The organism is Algoriphagus ornithinivorans, from assembly GCF_900115305.1.
GTDB classification, from domain to species: Bacteria; Bacteroidota; Bacteroidia; order Cytophagales; family Cyclobacteriaceae; genus Algoriphagus; species Algoriphagus ornithinivorans.
Genome location: NZ_FOVW01000007.1, coordinates 80,074 through 98,460, shown reverse-complemented (window position 1 = coordinate 98,460; position 18,387 = coordinate 80,074). Strand labels below are relative to the sequence as shown.

Sequence of the window (18,387 nt, the reverse complement as noted above, 5' to 3'; positions counted from 1 at the left end):
AATGTGCGGCATAGCAGGAATTTTAGGACAGCTGGCTTCTAAGTCTCCAATTCTCCAAATGTTAGGGAGTCAATCTCATCGGGGACCTGATAATACTGGTTTTTGGGTGGATGACCAAGTGATAGCTTTAGGGCATAATCGATTGTCAATATTAGATCTATCAGACTCTTCAAATCAACCCTTTCAATGCGAGGATGGAAGGTATATCCTAGTATTCAATGGAGAGATTTACAATTATCTCGAATTAAAAGAACAACTAAGAGACTTTTATAAGTTTAGAACTAGTTCGGATACAGAAGTGCTTCTTGCAGCCTTTTTAAAATGGGGGTATAGCTGTTTATCCCATTTTAATGGAATGTTTTCATTTGCCATTTGGGATAATTTAGATAGAAAGTTATTTGCTGCACGTGATCGATTTGGTGTGAAGCCTTTCAATTATACCAACTGGAATGGATCCTTTCTTTTTGCCTCTGAAATTAGTCCATTTTGGAAAATTGGAGTTCCAAAAAACCCAAATTCCTCGGTTTGGTCTTCCTATTTTATCAAGGGTACCTATGGTCAACCCAATGAGACTTTTTGGGATGGGGTGGAACAGCTACCTGCAGGCCATTATTTAATCTGGCAGGATGGGCAACAAAAAATCTTCCAATGGTATGATTTCTTTTCCAGGGTTCAATCGCAACCGGAAGTAGAGCTCAAAGATCAGGAAGAGTATATTCTGGAGCTTTTAAAAAGTGCTGTCTCATTAAGATTTAGAGCCGATGTGCCGGTTGGTTTTAACTTAAGCGGAGGATTGGACTCAAGTACCCTATTAGCCTTGGTTTATGATCTTTTTCCCGAAAATAGACAGATTGAGGCATTTACATTTTTGACAGGTGATGAGCGCTATGATGAAATATTCTGGGTGGAAAAGATGCTACAGGATAAGCCTTTCCCTCTGAATCCCTGTATGTTGTCGACTGATGAGGTTCCTGAATTAGCTAGGAAAATAAGTGATGTTCAGAATGAACCTTTTGGTGGTCTTCCTACACTAGCTTACGCAAAAGTATTTCAAAAAGCCCGTGAAAAAGGGATTATAGTATTATTGGACGGGCAGGGATCTGATGAAGCTTGGGCAGGTTATGATTATTATTTAAAGAATTCTCAAAATTTAATACAAGGAGTGAAATCCTCTCCTCTAAGACCAGAAGTTTTAGATGCTAATTTCAGTAGTTTGGCTTCTCAAAATCAGTTTCCTAAACCTTTTGAAGAGGAGTTATTAAATCTTCAATACAGAGATTTGTTTTATACCAAGATCCCTAGAGCGCTCAGGTTTAATGATAGAGTTAGCATGGCCTTTAGCACTGAATTGAGGGAGCCTTTTTTGGATTATCGATTAATTGAATATGTTTTTTCACGTCCGAAAGACTTTAAAATTAAAGATGGAAAGCAAAAATGGCTTCTTAGAAAAATTGCCAACAAATACTTAGGTGAGGAAATTTCCTTAGCTCCTAAAAGACCTCTTCAGACTCCTCAAAGAGAATGGTTGTCAGATAATCTGAAAGACTGGGTTTATGATGAAACAAGTTTGCTTCGCCAGAATGCCTGGTTTGATTATGCCAAAATTGAAAAAGAACTCAGTAAGTTTATGAAAGGGGATAATGATAGCAGCTTCCATGTCTGGCAGTGGTTAAACACAGCCTTACTGCTTCATGATAAATAATGCTAGAGAAGCAGCTGTTTTCCTCATCTTCTCTTTCCTTATTTAGATTTCCTTGAAGTGTTTTAGGCAAATCTTAAAAAATTGAATTATTTGTCTTAAAAAATTGATTACACTATATTATTTGCGAAAAAATATTTCAGTATTTCTCCTTTGATGCCTCCTACTAGTCTATTCATTTTTATATCTCTTTTGACCGCAAGTTGGCTTTATTACCAACTAGCAAAAAAGTTCAACATCGTCGATAAACCTAACCATCGATCCTCTCATTCCCATACAACAGTGAGGGGAGGAGGGATTATTTTTCCTGTCGCAGCAATTTTATGGTGGATAATATTTGACTTCCAAAATACTTGGATGATCCTGGGATTAATTTTGATTTCAGGTATCAGCCTTTTGGATGATATGTTTGAGCTTTCTCGAAAACTTCGCTTTGGAGTGCAGTTTTTGGCTATTTGCTTTAGTTTTTATGATTTGGGGCTGTTTACATACTTCCCGGCTTACACATGGCTGATATTTTTCTTTTTTGCTTTGGGAGTGATCAATGCCATCAACTTTATGGATGGTATCAATGGAATTACAGGCCTTAGTGGCCTTGTGTTCTTTGGTACATTGCTAGTACTGGATGATTACTTTCAATTATTTGATGAAGATTTGATTCAGTATATTCTACTTTCCCTGAGTGTTTTTCTGCTTTTTAATCTTCGGAAAAGAGCCCTGATGTTTGCAGGTGACATAGGAAGCATTTCTATGGCATACATGATGATCTACTTTATGACTCAGTGGTATATCGAAACTGAAAGCTGGACCATTATTTTGATTCTTTTGGTTTATGGTGCAGATGTCTTTCTTACTATGGTCAAAAGGTATCAAAATGGGGAGAAATTAACCGAACCTCACAGAAGTCATCTTTATCAGTTATTTGTGAATCAGGCTAAAATCCCACATGTGTATATAGCTTTGCTGTATGCTGTTTTGCAGGCATTGATTAATTATATTCTCTTCGTCCAACCTTCTGATAAGCTTCCTGACAATTATTTGGCGCTTGGATTTTTAATTGGAATGGCCATCCTTTATTTAATTATTAAAAGCCAGGTTCAGAAATCTCACCCTTCTACTAGCTCTTAGAAACAATACTTTATTTTTTAAAAATTTCCCTTCCAAACAGTTTCTTTAGCTGTTCCCCCTAATTTGAATTAATCTTAAAACACAAAAGTTAAAATCCAGAAATTACCAATTACCCTTTGTCTAAAATTCCAGGCGACTAAAACCTGATTTCACTTTTGATTAATTTTTTTCACCTGATTATCCGCTTTTTTACCAGTATGGCGAAGAATATTGCTTAGAATTAGCCTTTAGGATTAGAATTCCAAAGCTTCGCCTGCCAGCTTAGCTGGGTCTTCGGTCGCCTGTGCTGAGCGAAGTCGAATTATCCAATCGGTCAAGCAAAGAAAATAAAGCAACTGACATGATAACGGATAATCACATTCTATTAAAATGATTCCCATAAAAAAAGCCCGTAGAATCTACGAGCTCTTTTGAAGGCATAGCCTGATTAAAACTTAACACTGATGTAAATTTCCCCACTTTTATGACCAAAAAAAATACCCTCTACAGGGTATTTTTGGGGTATAAAAAATCTTTAGGTTCGAAAAAATATAGTTATTGAAAGTTTTTGAATAAAAACATGGAAAATAATTCATCTTTTTTCAACCTATTTTCAGACTTAGCGTAATAGCCTTCAATCAAGATCACTGCTTAAAAAAAGCAGCTTGGGTTCACCTTATAAGCAAAGAAGCCTATGGAAGTTAAAAGTTACTAATCCCACTTGAATTTGCGGCATTTTACCGCTAACAGAGATTTAATAAAATTTGACAAAAGCATTCTTCCTTTTGGAATAAGCATTGCAAGTTAATCATCTGTTTTTATTTACTTTGTCCTGTAATTCGAATCGAAAGGACGAAAACCAAAGAATTATCCAAAACCAAATAAATCTTAATCCAATCCCTAAAATGAAAGAAAAGTTTATCTCATTTTCGCTCAATCGCTCCTTAATGTTCGCATTGGTTGCGTTGCTTGCTGTGGGTGCTTGTAAGTCCAAAAAGAAAGCAGTACAGCCAGAACCAACTCCAGCTCCTGTAGAGCGCGTACAAGAAACTCCTCCTCCTGCACCAGCTCAGCCTTCAGCTGAAGAAGTGGCTGCACAAAAACTGGAGAGTGCTTTCAACTCTGTAGCTGGAGCATCCAACGTATCTATGGCTAACCAGTCCATCGAACAGACATTGGCGATGTTCTCTAATCAGCAAACACCTGTTTTGATCGTGATCCACGAAGAAAACGGAATCAAAGATTATGATGAACCTACTACTATCCGTAAGTATTTAGAATACTTGAAGGATACTAAAAAGAATCTGAACTACATCTCTGATATCCGTTTGGATGCCAATGGTAAAGTTTCAGAACTTGAACTGAGAAGAAAATAACCATCCTAAGAAAATCAATCAGCATGAAATCAAGCATGACTTTTGTCTCTTATCTATAAGAACAGAGCATATATGGTTCCATGTGGCCATTTAGAAAAAATGATATACCAATGAAAAATAAATTAATACTCTTTCTTGGCCTTTTCCTTGCGAGCTCTGTAGTAGCTCTAGCTCAGTCAGAAGACATTAGCCCTTCTAGAAAGCAGGCTATTGATTCTTTGGCTTTGGAGAAAGTAAAAGACCTTAGTAAATACATCGCCATCATCGGAAGCAAAGAAACTCAGTTTTCTGAAGCAAACCGTGTAATGGACAGAGCTGAAGAATTATTCGCTCCAGGAGCTGAAATGGGTGTTTCCAGCATCAACTCCAACGAAATCGCTTACTACAAAGTAAGAAGATACTTCGAGCGTTTGATGGCTTTGAACTATGACCGAGTAAATATCACTTGGTACGATATCCAGTACATCTCCGACTTGGAAAGACAGCCTGACGGCCGTTATGTAGGTGTGATTACCATCTTCCAAAGATTCGAAGGTACTTCTATCGAAACAGGAATGAATTACAAAGACACCACAAAGAAAGACATCACTATTTACGTAGAGAAAAAACAGACTCAAATCGCTGGTAGAACCATCGAGTTCTGGGACGTAATGCTTGGTGATGTGAGAGTGACAGAAACCTCCGCATGAGATTTACCTTAATTACCCTTGCGATTCTCCTCGCAAACATTTCGATTGTTTCCGCCCAGGGCATTGGCTCTGGCGGAACAATCAAAGATGACGGCCGATTTGCCGCTTCTACCAAACAACTCAATCAATTTTTCAGAAGATTCAATGCTGAAGAATCACCGGATGGAAACACCCGATTTTATCCTGGAGATTCTCTTTATCATAATAGACCCCTAAGACAAGGCTTTATTCAGATCTTATTTGACAACCAGACCAGCTCTGTGTCCAAAGACCTGAAAACACAATTTATCAATACCGTTCTCTCTGATGGATATCCCCAGTATTTGAATTTTCACAGAACAGGATGGTTTTCAGAAGTACAGGCTGAATTTATCTTCAAAGGAAAGCGCGAAAAAGTAACCTTGATTTTAAAATTACAGCCGGAAGGATTGGGCTACGAATGGGTCATTGATGCCGTAAGTTTCCCTCCTTTCAAAAACCTATTTAATAAGCCTGTAGGAGATGAAAAGGATTTTCTTCATCCTCTTTCTCATGAATTGGGCTTTATGAATCTCAGAAGAGCCTTTCAGGATTCCAAAATGCCTGAAGCCTTTACAGGGAATGCATTTCATCCGGATTATTTAACCCTGTTCCTGTATGAAATGAAGCAAAATAATCTTCGTTTCTCAACCGTTAATGAGGTGAAGTTTCACTTCTTTCAAATAGAAGGTTGGTATTTCGAAGTATCTCAATTTAACCGACCAGGCTTCAACACCGGTTGGTTGATCTCCAATCTCGTCAAATTAAACCCTGGAGATAAAGAGACGATTCAACAGTATATCTATGATCAGAAGTAATAGTATCATCTTTCTTCTTATTTTTTTGTTTGGAGCTCAGCAAAGCTTTTCCCAAACAGTAAAAGGCTATTCTAAGCAGGAATTGGACGATTTCTCTTCCAAAGTGGAAGATCAGGTTCGATTCTTGGAATACCTTCTGAATACTATTGGCTCATCCGAAACTTCGGCTCGGGACAAAGACGTAATTATCCGGGAGAGTTATTTGAAGATCTTTAGAGACGGGATTGTACAGGTAGAAGACGACTTGCTTCAAGATCGAATGGTAGTGACCAATAAAGATGTCACTGCCTATATGAAAGATATTGAGTTCTTTTTCAAGGATGTGAATTTCAAGTTTAAAATTCGTGAGGTTAAACCATCCCAGAAAGAGAATGGTCAGGTGTTTTTTGTGGTTTCTCTGGATAGAACGATCACGGCGACTTCCAAGGATGGAAAGAAAATTGCCAATACCAAGCCCCGCTTTGTAGAGGTCAATTTAGACAATAAAAGCCAAGAGCTTAAAATCGTCAGTATGTACACCACCAAACTCAGCAGAGATCAAGAGCTGAATGAATGGTGGCAAAGCTTAAACCCAGCCTGGAAATCATATTTCAGAGGAAGATTCAAAATCGGAGCTTTTGACTCTATAGGCTTGGATCATCTGTATAAATTCGTTTCCATTGATTCCTTAGATATTTCTGGGACTGACTCATTGCTTAACTTGAGGCCTTTAGAAGCTTTGAGAGACTTGAAATATGTTGATCTAAGTAATACCAAAATCAGAGCTTTAGGTCCTATTTCCAATGTGACATTTTTGGAATACCTCAATGTTTCCAATACTCCGACCTCAGATATTCAGTTTATCAAATATTCAGATAGGCTCAAGCATCTGGATATTTCTAATACCAGAATTCAAAATATCAGTGATCTGAAAAATTTGAAATCACTGAAGAGTTTGAAGCTGGAAAAGACTCCAATCCTGAGCTTTGCGGTACTCAATGAGTTTGACAGCCTCCGATCCCTAGATTTGACTGAAAGTGGCTTTAACAACACTGAAAACATCAAGGCGCTCAATAAATTGGAGCATTTGAATCTCAGCAAAAACTATTTAGTGAATTTTGCTCAACTGGCAGAATTGAAATCTCTGAAAACGCTGAATCTTGCTGGAACCAATATTCAGGATTTGACACCTTTGATCAATTTGGATCAACTTGAATTGGTGGATCTGACCGGAACTGAAATAGCAGACATCTCTGTGCTGAATGGCAAGTCTAATTTGGAAAAAGTTTTAGCAGACGAGACCAGACTATCTGTAATTTCTGCTGATAATTTTATCAGAAACAACCCTAATGTATTGCTAATCCACCATGTAAAGGATTTGGAGTCTTGGTGGGCTGGATTGTCAGATGCTTGGAAAGCAAGACTAAAACAGGCAAATCCAAGAATTCAATCAGACCAGCCAAATGTAGAGATTTTAACTGCTACTATTGGATTGGAAGAGTTGGATTTGTCTAGTGCAGGTATTGAAAGCTTGCTGCCTGTGACTCGCTTTGTTAAGCTTAGAAAAATTGATTTTTCCGATAATCCTATTTCAGACCTGCTTCCTTTAAGTGAAGTAAATACATTGGAGGAGATCAAGGGTCAAAATACCTTGGTAAAAGATTTGAGTACAATAAGGAACAATACAAAGATCAAAAGACTGGATTTCAGCGAAAGTCCTGTAGAAAGTATTTTGCCTATAGTGGGACTTCCGGAAATCTCTTATTTGAACGTAAACAGGTCAGCCATATTTGCTGAGGAAGTACCTGAGGTTTTGTTGAAAAAACCGGATTTGACGCTGATTTATAGGGTGCAGTTCCTGGAAAATTGGTGGTCAGAATTACCGCAACTTTGGAAAGATATCTTTAGAAGAGAGTTCGGAATGCCTGAAAATCCAAGTGTAGAGCAATTACATAATTTGACAGCTAAATCTTATTTGCAATTAGACAGAACGGGGATAGAGGATATCAGGCCTTTGACAGCATTTGTAAACCTTAGATCGCTCAGTATTTTCGATGCGCCACTGTCAACCATTGCTCCGATTTCTGAGATGACCCTTTTGACAAACCTGAAAATTTCCCAAGCACCGGTAGTAGATTTTCTTCCTATTTCGAGCTTGTTTGAATTGGAAAGCTTGGATATTTCCAATACAGGAATTGAGGATTTAGAGCCTTTAGGAGCTTTGAGCAATTTGAAAAAGTTAAATCTTTCTGGCACAAATTTGAAAGTGTTGAGAGGACTCGAACCTTTGATCAATCTGCAGGAATTAGACGTGGCAAGTACCAATTTGCGTTCATTAAGGCCAATAGAAGGATTGACCAATTTGAAAAAATTAAGTTGCTTCAATACCAGACTGAACAGTAGGGCAGTGGATCGCTTCAAAGAAAAAGTCCCTGACTGTGAGGTCAGGTTTTATTAAAACAATTTCAAATGCCCAGATTATCTTCTGGGCATTTTTTTTATACCCCAGTCACTCCTAAAGAAGGATAGTAGGTTCCTAGGTCCTCTAAGAAAAAACACTGAGGGGAAACATCAAAATACCGTTACAGCGAAATCTTTTAATGATCCAGGAAAGATATTTTTAAGATAAGACAAGAGATATGCCTTCGGCAAGATAGACCTTGAATCGGACTAATAGCAAAAGCTCCGAAGGAGCGATGATTTCTTAGCCAGGGGTTTTAACCCCTGGAATCAAAGTCGCCGACCATCCCCAGCGCTGGCCCAATATCTCCATTTGGAAACGATGACTTAATGCCAGCAAGACGGAGAGGGAAATACATTAGAAATAAAGGAAATACGCCTTCGGCGAAATATTTATCCCGTAGGGATTTAAGGTCGGTAGCATAAAATCATAAAAGAACCCTAACCATGCCGTAGGTATGGTAGAAAGTGGAAATACGATAGAAATATATAGAAATACGCCTGTGGCGAAATAATTGGAAAACGCCGAATAGATCTTAAGATATTTTTAAACATTATGGAAGATATGCCTTCGGCGAGATAAACCTTTGATGTAACGAGAATCAAAAGCTCCAAAGGAGCGTAATGTATTAGCCCCAGGTGAAACCTGGGGTATAAATGCGGACGAAAATCACCCCAGCGCTGGCCCACCATCTCCGTTTGAAAACGATGACTTAATGCCAGCAAGACGAAGAGGAAACCTTAAATCAACCCTCCATGAGATTTCTTGACTTGAGGAGTTAATATAAATAACCATTCCCATTTTCTGGCAAACCGTGGAGGATTTGTCCGGATTACAAATCCTACGATAAGAGCTCGAGATTACAAATCTCGAGCAGCTTAGGAGATAGACCTCCAGTCGTACCCATGGCTAAAGCTCCAAAGGAGCGGACGATTAAATAGCCGTGGGTTTTAACCCACGGATCTTGGTACACCGACCCCTTCCCCAGCGCTGGCCCTTAATTTCCAAGTGGAAACGGTAACTCTATGCCACCAAGACGGAGAGGAAACCTTAAATCAACCCTCCATGAGATTTCTTGAGTTGAGGAGTTGATATAAATATCCATTCCCATTTTCTGGTAAAACATTGGAGGCTTTGTCCGGATTACAAATCCTATGATAGGATCAACTCAAAAAAAGAAAATCCCACCCATTTTTTGGGAAGGATTTTCGATTATTTTCCTCTCTTTCGAAAGGGATTAAGGGAATAAAAAGTTTGAAAAAAAGTCCCTTAATAATTTTCTAGAAAAAACTAGGAGAAAAGCTGCTTAATCACCCTATTTCAAAGGTAGAATTTGTCTTTCAAAAATAAATACCCTGTACAGGGTATTTTTTATGCTTTATAGCTAAAAGTTTTCCACATTTTTATACATTTCAAATAAATTGTATAATTATATCAATTGTCAAATTTATTCATTTTGAAACAATAGACTCAGTCATCCATGTTTTTAGGTCGTTTGTCTTAAACAAAAATTCTTAGCTATAATCTGAAAGGACATCGCTTCTCTACTAACTTTTCCTGTTTCATTTCCATAAAAAATCCTCCTCTTTTTTGGGCAATTCCCAATTACTGATAAATTTGTTTGAGTAATTTTTTTACTCAGTTAATCTCGATATCTCCTAGGCTTAAAAACTCTAACGTTTACCAGCCCTCAATTTTGGAAATCCTGAAAAACGGGACCGAAGGGGCGAAGCTATCTGAAGTTTAAAATAGAGAGTTAATGGTTAATAGTTAATAGTTTTTAGTTTTTCAGATTTCTGAATTTAGCTTTCAGATTTTGTTAGAATCCTTAGTCACATCCAAAACAAGAATTAAGCTCCTGCTCAAATTCTTTTCCCACCAAAATTCAGGTTACCTGCGCTCTTTGGCCAAGGATTTTGATGAATCCACCAACTCGGTGAGGGTAGAGCTCAACCGCCTAACGGAAGCAGGTTTGTTAGTATCTGAAGAGGAGGGTAAAACCAAAGTTTATAAGGCTAATAACCAACATCCTTTTTTCACCGAAATCAAAAATATGGTTTCCAAATTCTTAGGTTTGGACGATTTGATGGAACGAATTGTAAATAGAATGGGAGAGGTGGAAAGAGCTTATATAGTGGGGGATTATGCCCAAGGTATAGATTCAGGCGTTGTACAAATGATCCTGATTGGAAAAAACTTAGATCAAGAATATTTGAATTTTATTAGGAATAAAACTTACGAAAAAGTTCATAGAAAAGTCGAGGTTTCAATTTTTGAAGAAGATCCTGGAGATATATCTGGCATCATGGTTTATGGTAACTAACTGGAAGCGCCTTCATTAAAAAATGTACATCAATAGTCTGCAGTTGATTAAATTGATTGTGATGAATTATTTCTCTTAATCTACTCCACTTCAAGTTTGCATCTATCTATTATTTCACCGGTATATCAAGCAGAAGATGTTTTGGAGGAATTGGTCTCCAGAATAATCTCTGTCACCAAGAATATTTCGAATGATTTTGAAATCATTTTGGTGGACGATGCAAGTCAAGATAGTTCCTGGGAAAAAATAGAGAACTTATCTCAAAAGCATCCTCAATTAGTTGGAATAAGACTTTCTCGTAATTTTGGTCAGCATTATGCCATTACTGCTGGTTTAGACCAATCAAAAGGGACTTGGGTAGTTGTAATGGATTGTGACCTTCAAGATGCTCCTGAAGAAATCCCGGCACTATATTCCAAAGCTCAAGAAGGTTTTGAGGCAGTTTTTGCTTCTCGAATAGATAGAAAGGATTCCTTTTTCAGGAAATTAAGCTCACGTGTTTTTTATAAGACGCTCAGCTATTTAACTGGTATGCATCAGGATGAAAAAACGGCCAATTTTGGAATTTTTCATAGGAAATTGATTGATGAAATTATTCAGATGCGGGAAAAAATCAGGTTTTTCCCTGCTATGGTTAAGTGGGTAGGGTTTAGACAAACAGCTATCCCTGTAGAACACACTGAAAACCAGGAAAGAAAAACCAGCTATTCGTTTAAAAAGCTATTTAATTTAGCTTTAGATATCATGCTGGCATATAGTGATAAACCTATCCGCCTAACTGTTAAACTGGGAGTTGGAGTAGCCTTTACAGGATTTCTATTTGCTCTTTATACCCTTATCCGCTATTTCATGGGCGATATTATCGTAGCTGGATACGCAAGTTTGATAATTTCTATTTGGGTCCTAACAGGATTTTTACTGATCACTTTGGGAATGATAGGACTCTACGTCGGAAAAACCTTTGAAGGTGTGAAAAACCGCCCGATTTACATTATAGAGAAAAAAACAAGTTGATTTCGCGAAGAAGACGTTAAGAAACGAGAGATTAGAGGCGAGAGACGAGAAACGAGACAGCTTAATTACACAAATCAGAAATCGACGCGGGCCTGAACGCTGAACCTTGAACTAAAAAGTCAGAACCTAGAAGCTAGATGAGATCTTCATTTAACCAATTACTCAATTACACAATTACTCCTCCAATAACCAATAACTCAATAACCAATAACTACCTCCAACTTTAAACTCTCAACTTGATCACCTCACTTCCTTTCGACTCTGAACTTTTTGGCTATCCTGTGGGAAAATACCAAGTTTCTGAGAACTGGAATGAGGCGGAGTTTCGGGAGATAGCTTCAGACTTTCAATTGGTGTACCTGTTTAGCAAATTTCAATTGGATCTTAATTCACCTGAAATTCTGGAAACTGATAGGAAGGTAGTCTTTGAGAAAATTCTGGAACACAATAAAGAAAACAGGGAGCTGGTAAAAGAGTATCAAGGACCTTTGACTGATGACTTAATCACTTTAGCCTATGCCAGCGGGGAATATTCCAGATTTAAAACAGATCAAAGGTTGAAATTTGATGAGTTTGAAAAACTATACCAAGTTTGGATAGGAAAGGCTTTGGAAAGGACTGAGGTATTAATTTTTGGGGAAATGGAAGGAATGCTGACCTGTGAAGTCAAAGAAAATACCACTCAAATCGGACTTTTTGCTGTCAAAGAATCCTCAAGAGGCAAAGGAATTGGAGAGAGCTTATTGATAAAAGCAGAATCTAGGGCTTTTGAAAAGGGAGCCAATAAAATAATGATCGCAACTCAAGAAAAGAATATTCCAGCAACGAGTCTATATAGGAAAATGGGCTATAAAATTGCTTCTAAAACCTTCATTTATCATTATTGGAATGAGGAGTTTAAAGCAAGAGACGAGAGATGAGAAGCGAGAGACTAGAGACGAGAAGCGAGAGATTAGAAACGAGATGCGAAAGCCGAGACTCAATTAACCACTTACTCAGTTAAACGAATACTCATCCACCAACAAGTATCGATTTGTGCTTGAACAATGAACACTGAACTTTGAACTAAGAAGCGAGAGTCGAGAGGAGAGAGATTAGATACGAGAAGCGAAAGCCGAGACTCAATTAACCACTTACTCAGTTACACAATTACTCATCCACCAATAAGTATCAAAGTGTGCTTGAACAATGAACACTGAACTTTGAACTTAAAAGCGAGAGTCGAGAGGAGAGAGATTAGATACGAGAAGCGAAAGCCGAGACTCAATTAACCACTTACTCAGTTACACAATTACTCATCCACCAATAAGTATCAAAGTGTGCTTGAACAATGAACACTGAACTTTGAACTTAAAAGCGAGAGTCGAGAGGAGAGAGATTAGATACGAGAAGCGAAAGCCGAGACTCAATTAACCACTTACTCAGTTACACGATTACTCATCCTCCAATAAGTATTAAAGTGTGCTTGAAAAATGAACACTGAACTTTGAACTAAGAAGCGAGAGACTAGAGACGAGAAGCGAGAAACGAGAGGAGAGAGATTAGAAACGAGAAGCGAAAGCCAAGATACAGTTAACCATTTACTCAGTTACTCAATTACTCAGCTACTCTCCATATTCGTTTCTTCAATTCCTGAAAAACTATTACTTTCGTAAAATTTTAAAATTAAAAAATTAATACTTTCTAAATGCTTGCTAATTTGATTCCCGGATTTTTAAAGAAAAAACTTTTTACTCAAGTGAAAAAATCCATTCTGGCCTCACAAGTCCAGCAATCTGAAAAACTACCTAAAGTTCAGATAGACGAAAAGTCTTTAAAATCAGCCAGATTGTTGCCCAATAGAGAGGCCTTGTTGGAGCTTTTTCCTCGAGGAGGAGTTGTCGCAGAACTTGGAGTGGATCAGGGTGGCTTTTCTGAAAAGATTTTAAAAATCAATCAGCCCAAAACACTACACTTAGTGGATCTTTGGAGTACCGAAAGATATCATTTAGGAAAAAGAAAAGAAGTTGAAGAGAAGTTTTCCAATGAAATAAGCAAGGGAGAAGTTTCTATTCACATTGGATATTCCACAGAAGTAGTAGAAAAATTCGAGAAGGATACCTTTGACTGGATTTATATAGATACCAACCATAGCTATGCTACTACCAAAGAAGAATTAGAACTATGGTCAAATAAGGTGAAACCCAATGGGATAATTGCAGGACATGATTATATCATAGGTAACTGGAATGGATTGGTCCGGTATGGGGTGATAGAAGCCGTTCATGAATTTTGCCTGAATCACGATTGGGAAATCCTTTACCTCACCATGGAATTGCATACTGCCCCAAGCTTTGCCATTCGCCGCCGGCAATAGGTAAATGATAAGGTTAAAATTGGAACCGAGAGATGAGAAGCGAGATAATAGAGACGAGAAGCGAGAGGCGAGAGATTAGAGACGAGAGCCGAGAAGCGAGAGGCGAGAGACGAGAAGCGAGAAATTAGAGACGAGAAGCGAGAGACGAGAGCCGAGACTCAGTTAACCACTTACTCAATTACACAATTACTCCATAAGAAACTCCCTTTTCAGATTTCACAATCAAATTTCAGACTTTTCAAAACTGCCCACTGCAAACCGCCCACTATCACCTGTGAACTATAAAATTCCCTTTAATAAACCCTACCAAACCGGAAAGGAACTGGATTATATCCAAGATGCCATCGAGAGAGGGAAGGTTTCAGGAAATGGTTTTTACACTGAAAAATGTCAACACTATTTTCAAACGAAGTATGGCTTTAACAAATGTTTATTAACCAATTCCTGCACTGATGCCCTGGAAATGGCTGCTTTGCTATTGGATATTCAACCGGGAGATGAAGTCATTGTTCCCAGTTTTTCTTTTGTTTCCACTGCCAATGCATTTGTTCTGCGGGGTGCCAAACCTGTATTTGTTGACAGTAAATCAGATCATCCCGGAATGGATGAGGATTTGGTGGAGGAGCTAATCACTTCCAAAACCAAAGCCATTGTGGTGGTCCATTACGGAGGCTACCCGATAAAAATGGATCAGATGATGAATCTGGCCGAAAAACATAAGCTTTATGTAATCGAAGATGCTGCCCATGCGATCAACCAGGAATATATGGGAAAATACCTGGGAGCCTGGGGACATATGGCAACTTTCAGTTTCCATGAAACCAAAAATATTCAATGTGGAGAGGGAGGAATGCTGGCGATAAATGATCCCGACTTCCTCAAAAGGGCGGAAATCATTTGGGAAAAAGGAACCAATAGGGCAGCATTCTTCAGAGAGGAAATTGATAAATATGGTTGGGTGGACGTAGGAAGTTCTTTTTTACCCTCCGAAATAACAGCTGCCTTTTTATGGGCTCAACTCGAAGGCCTGCATGATATTCAAAAGCGTCGCAAATCCATCTGGGAGGACTACTATGGGGCTTTTTCTGAAGAGAAATATCAAACACAAGTTCTCAGTCCAGAATACCTTGGGGTATTGAAGCGCTTAAAGTTTAAAGTGAAAAGTGATTTCACAAATCAAAATTTAGATGACAGGCTTGGAATCTTAGGCTTCTCAGACTTCAAACTTCCAGATTTTAGACTTCAAGCCAATGCCCATATATTCTATTTGATTTTCCCTGATTTGGAAAGCCGTACTAGATATGCGAAATCTCTGAAAGAACAGGGAGTGTTGGCGGTATTTCATTACCAATCTTTACATCAGTCAGAGTTTGTAAAGAAAAATTATCCAGATCAGTTCCAAAGAGCTTTACCTAATGCTGATCGCTTTTCAGATTGCCTGCTTCGCTTGCCATTATTCTACGAACTTCCGAATCTGAGTAAAAAGGCATTCGCTTGAGCGAGAGATTAAGGTGTAAAAAAGGTATCAAATTGATGTCTCCCCTGTATAGGTTAAAGGCGGTATATGGTTTCACTCAGAAAAATCAGTCTCCTTTTAGAAGCTTAAATCTTACTCCAAAATCTTAGCGGAACATTTGCAAATACCAAAGCACTGAGTAAATTTATTACTCAGTCTTGATTGTAGCTATTTGCTTTAGTATAAAAAGACCAAAAGAGAATGAAGCAGTTTCAGTATTAGTTTGAGGATTTCTTGCAATCGGTTGAAGCAAAGCAATACATAACATTAACTGCTGAATCCTAAAATACAATCTAAGCAAAAGGCACTCTGCTGCTTGTTCGATAAAATGCTAGCTCCTTTCCATTGAGTATTGGGAGTGAAGGAGCGAAGCTTTCGAATAAAGCTAAACTTTGAATTGGTATTTCATTTCAAATATGATTGCTCATATTTTTCTAAGTCATCTCTTTAGCCATTATTGAATAAGTTCTTATTTCGAGTTACTCTTAGCAGTATAATTATCTTGATCTGCTATTTTTTGGTTCTAATAGCTTCAGATTGGAAGTTTTTTTCAGACCTTACTGGAATTAAAGTTCCTCTACTAAAAGGTGGTGATGGATATCAGAGAGTAAGGTTATTGGAGGCTGATTCAAGTAAAAATATTGATGTTTTGATTGTTGGTTCATCGGTTGGTCAATCTATTGATGTAAGGTATTTTGATAGTTTGAATTTACGTGCATTTAATATTTCTTCAGCATCACAGTCTCCGCTCCAATCCAGCTATCTTTTGAAAAAATTCCAGGAAACTTTCCAGCCTAAATTGGTTATTTGGGATTTTCACCCATTTACCTTCACTAGTACTGGAGTAGAGTCCTCAATCGATCTTATCTCAAATTGTGGTGATTGTTCGGATTATATTTTCACTCTGCTGAAAACAAGAAGGATGTATGATCTCAACATTTATTTTAAAAAGCATTTGCTGAAGATTTTTCAACTCGATGATTATAAACCATCTCCAAATGGATCAAATGTTGAATACATTAAAGCAGGATTTGTAGAAATTGATCTTCCAGCAGCTTCTGATACTATTATCATTGAACCTTATACATATCAGGCAGAAATCCTGCAGAAAAAAGTTTTTGAATCGGAATTGAAAAAAATGAGAAGGAAGGGCATCGATGTTATTCTAGTTTTCTCACCAAAATCAGCTTCGTATTATCAAGCTTTTTTGAATAGAGCTGAATGGTTTAATTATGCGGAAAATCTTGTTGAAAAGGGCTTAGCACTGGACTTTATTAATTTTAACGAGGTCTTGCCTGAATTTGAAAACAGAGGAGAATATTTCGTTGACATAGGACATTTGACCAAGAAGGGGGCAACTGAATATAATGCAACTTTGATTTCCCAATTGAAAATGAGGCATATCGATGCTTTGGTCACAAACTGATTAGCTTTGGAAAGTATTTGTTTTCTTATCTCAACCAGGCAACACCTTTACAGATTTCAATCACATATATTTATTGTTTAGGCATTTGGCATGCTATTCAACTCCATTGATTTTCTGATTTTTTTACCCATTACATTCCTACTTTACTGGTTTGTTTTCCAAAAAAAGCTTTGGTCCCAAAATTTATTCATTCTATTAAGTAGCTATGTCTTTTATGCTTGGTGGGATTGGAGGTTTTTGGCTTTGATAATTGCAAGTTCAGTTGTGGATTATTGGTGCGGATTGAAGTTAGCAGTAAGTACTAAGAAGTCTGCAGTCGCCTCTGCCAACCGCCTACTGCCTACTGCCTGTGTCAAGCATTTTCAAGGCAAAAGTCTCTACCTTACCCTCAGCCTTATCTTCAACCTAGGCTTACTCGGCTTTTTCAAATACTTTAATTTCTTTATAGATTCTACTGCTGATATGTTGCTTATTTTGGGATTCCAACCCAATTATGGTACTCTGAGCATTATTCTTCCTGTAGGTATCAGTTTCTATACCTTTCAAACTTTAAGTTATACGATTGATATCTTTAAAGGTAAAATTAAGCCGACAAGGAATATCCTAGCTTTCTTTTCTTATGTGGCATTTTTCCCTCAATTGGTAGCAGGGCCTATAGAAAGAGCAGGTAGCTTACTTACTCAGTTTTTGAGAAAGAGGCAATTCTCTTATGAAAATGGGTCTGCAGGAATGCAATTGATATTATGGGGATTTTTTAAAAAAATAGTGATAGCCGATAATTGTGCTTTAGTGGTTAATCCCATTTTCGAAAATTATCAAACAGCATCTGGAGTAGAATTAATTATGGGTACAGTTCTATTTGCTATACAGATTTATGGTGATTTTTCTGGATACTCAGATATCGCGATAGGAGTTGCCAAACTATTTGGGTTTGAATTGATGAGTAATTTTAAAACGCCTTATTTCAGCAGAAATATTGCCGAATTCTGGAGAAGATGGCATATTTCTCTTAGTACTTGGTTTAGAGATTATCTATACTTCCCACTTGGTGGGACTAAGGGAACCAAGCTTAATGCAGTCAGAAATATATTTATAGTTTTTATCATTTCTGGCTTATGGCATGGAGCTAATTGGACTTTTGTGATATGGGGAGTATTACATGCTGCTTTGTATGCGTTGATTTTTCTATTTAGAAAAAACCGGAACTTAAATAAAACATCCAATCATATATCTATCAAAGAGGCCCCTCAAATACTCCTTACTTTTATATTAGTTTGTTTTGCTTGGATTTTCTTCAGAGCTGAATCACTCTTCGAAGCTTGGGCATACGTAGTAGGAATGATTTTAAATCCATTTTTACCAGCTAACTTCTCTTGGATTAGTTATGAATTGAGAATAATCTTACTTCTCTTTCTTTTAGCTGAGTGGGTGGGTAGAGCCCATACGACCTGGTTGGAGAGATTGGAAGGGAAATGGTATAGGTTCCCCGCATATTTCGGAACTTTAGGGTTTATTTTATTTGCAGGAGTCTTTTCAGAAAGCCAAACTTTTATCTATTTCCAATTCTAAACTAGATAGGGAAAGGCGAAATGATAATTTTAAAAA

The 18,387-nt window shown here is 37.6% G+C and carries 13 protein-coding genes; all 13 read left to right on the top strand.

What is annotated here, in order from left to right; genetic code table 11:
* The first annotated feature begins 1 nt into the window (after window position 1).
* The 13 genes from asnB (at window position 2) to BM073_RS12025 (ending at window position 18,351) form a co-directional block, all read left to right on the top strand.
* On the top strand, window positions 2–1,702 hold the full coding sequence (gene asnB / locus BM073_RS12085; protein WP_091654483.1) for an asparagine synthase (glutamine-hydrolyzing): 1,701 nt from the start codon (window positions 2–4) through the stop codon (window positions 1,700–1,702).
* A gap of 153 nt (window positions 1,703–1,855) precedes the next feature.
* Window positions 1,856–2,827 (top strand): MraY family glycosyltransferase, encoded by a 972-nt coding sequence (locus BM073_RS12080; protein ID WP_091654482.1) that lies wholly within the window; start codon window positions 1,856–1,858, stop codon window positions 2,825–2,827.
* Between the two features lie 884 nt (window positions 2,828–3,711).
* Complete coding sequence (locus BM073_RS12075) at window positions 3,712–4,182, top strand: nucleoid-structuring protein H-NS (RefSeq protein WP_091654752.1); 471 nt, start codon at window positions 3,712–3,714, stop codon at window positions 4,180–4,182.
* A gap of 110 nt (window positions 4,183–4,292) precedes the next feature.
* Window positions 4,293–4,871: a hypothetical protein gene (locus tag BM073_RS12070; protein ID WP_091654750.1), complete on the top strand. Its 579-nt coding sequence runs from the start codon at window positions 4,293–4,295 to the stop codon at window positions 4,869–4,871.
* A complete protein-coding gene (locus BM073_RS12065) occupies window positions 4,868–5,707 on the top strand; it encodes a hypothetical protein (protein ID WP_091654480.1) in 840 nt (279 codons plus the stop codon). Before BM073_RS12070 ends, BM073_RS12065 begins: the two co-directional genes overlap by 4 nt.
* Window positions 5,694–8,144, top strand: a complete 2,451-nt coding sequence (locus BM073_RS12060) for a leucine-rich repeat domain-containing protein (protein WP_091654479.1) — start codon at window positions 5,694–5,696, stop codon at window positions 8,142–8,144. Before BM073_RS12065 ends, BM073_RS12060 begins: the two co-directional genes overlap by 14 nt.
* A gap of 1,819 nt (window positions 8,145–9,963) precedes the next feature.
* Window positions 9,964–10,470 (top strand): winged helix-turn-helix domain-containing protein, encoded by a 507-nt coding sequence (locus BM073_RS12055; protein WP_091654477.1) that lies wholly within the window; start codon window positions 9,964–9,966, stop codon window positions 10,468–10,470.
* 96 nt (window positions 10,471–10,566) lie between these two features.
* A complete protein-coding gene (locus tag BM073_RS12050; RefSeq protein WP_091654476.1) occupies window positions 10,567–11,484 on the top strand; it encodes a glycosyltransferase family 2 protein in 918 nt (305 codons plus the stop codon).
* Window positions 11,485–11,720: 236 nt separating this feature from the next.
* Window positions 11,721–12,404, top strand: coding sequence for a GNAT family N-acetyltransferase (locus tag BM073_RS12045; protein ID WP_091654474.1), 684 nt, complete (start codon window positions 11,721–11,723; stop codon window positions 12,402–12,404).
* Window positions 12,405–13,222: 818 nt separating this feature from the next.
* A complete protein-coding gene (locus BM073_RS12040; protein WP_217643109.1) occupies window positions 13,223–13,840 on the top strand; it encodes a class I SAM-dependent methyltransferase in 618 nt (205 codons plus the stop codon).
* A gap of 274 nt (window positions 13,841–14,114) precedes the next feature.
* Window positions 14,115–15,338 carry a dTDP-4-amino-4,6-dideoxygalactose transaminase gene (gene rffA, locus BM073_RS12035; protein WP_091654473.1) on the top strand — a complete coding sequence of 408 codons (1,224 nt, stop codon included), beginning with the start codon at window positions 14,115–14,117 and terminating at the stop codon, window positions 15,336–15,338.
* A 520-nt stretch (window positions 15,339–15,858) separates the two neighbouring features.
* A complete protein-coding gene (locus tag BM073_RS12030; RefSeq protein WP_091654471.1) occupies window positions 15,859–16,782 on the top strand; it encodes a hypothetical protein in 924 nt (307 codons plus the stop codon).
* Between the two features lie 90 nt (window positions 16,783–16,872).
* Entirely contained in the window at window positions 16,873–18,351 is a 1,479-nt protein-coding gene (locus tag BM073_RS12025; RefSeq protein ID WP_091654470.1) for an MBOAT family O-acyltransferase, read from the top strand.
* Window positions 18,352–18,387 lie beyond the last annotated feature (36 nt).

Coding starts and splice junctions, on each gene's coding strand:
- BM073_RS12060 (WP_091654479.1), top strand. CDS start 5,694: ATGATCAGAAGTAATAGTATCATCTTTCTTCTTATTTTTTTGTTTGGA.
- BM073_RS12075 (WP_091654752.1), top strand. CDS start 3,712: ATGAAAGAAAAGTTTATCTCATTTTCGCTCAATCGCTCCTTAATGTTC.
- asnB (WP_091654483.1), top strand. CDS start 2: ATGTGCGGCATAGCAGGAATTTTAGGACAGCTGGCTTCTAAGTCTCCA.
- BM073_RS12070 (WP_091654750.1), top strand. CDS start 4,293: ATGAAAAATAAATTAATACTCTTTCTTGGCCTTTTCCTTGCGAGCTCT.
- BM073_RS12065 (WP_091654480.1), top strand. CDS start 4,868: ATGAGATTTACCTTAATTACCCTTGCGATTCTCCTCGCAAACATTTCG.
- BM073_RS12080 (WP_091654482.1), top strand. CDS start 1,856: ATGCCTCCTACTAGTCTATTCATTTTTATATCTCTTTTGACCGCAAGT.
- BM073_RS12025 (WP_091654470.1), top strand. CDS start 16,873: ATGCTATTCAACTCCATTGATTTTCTGATTTTTTTACCCATTACATTC.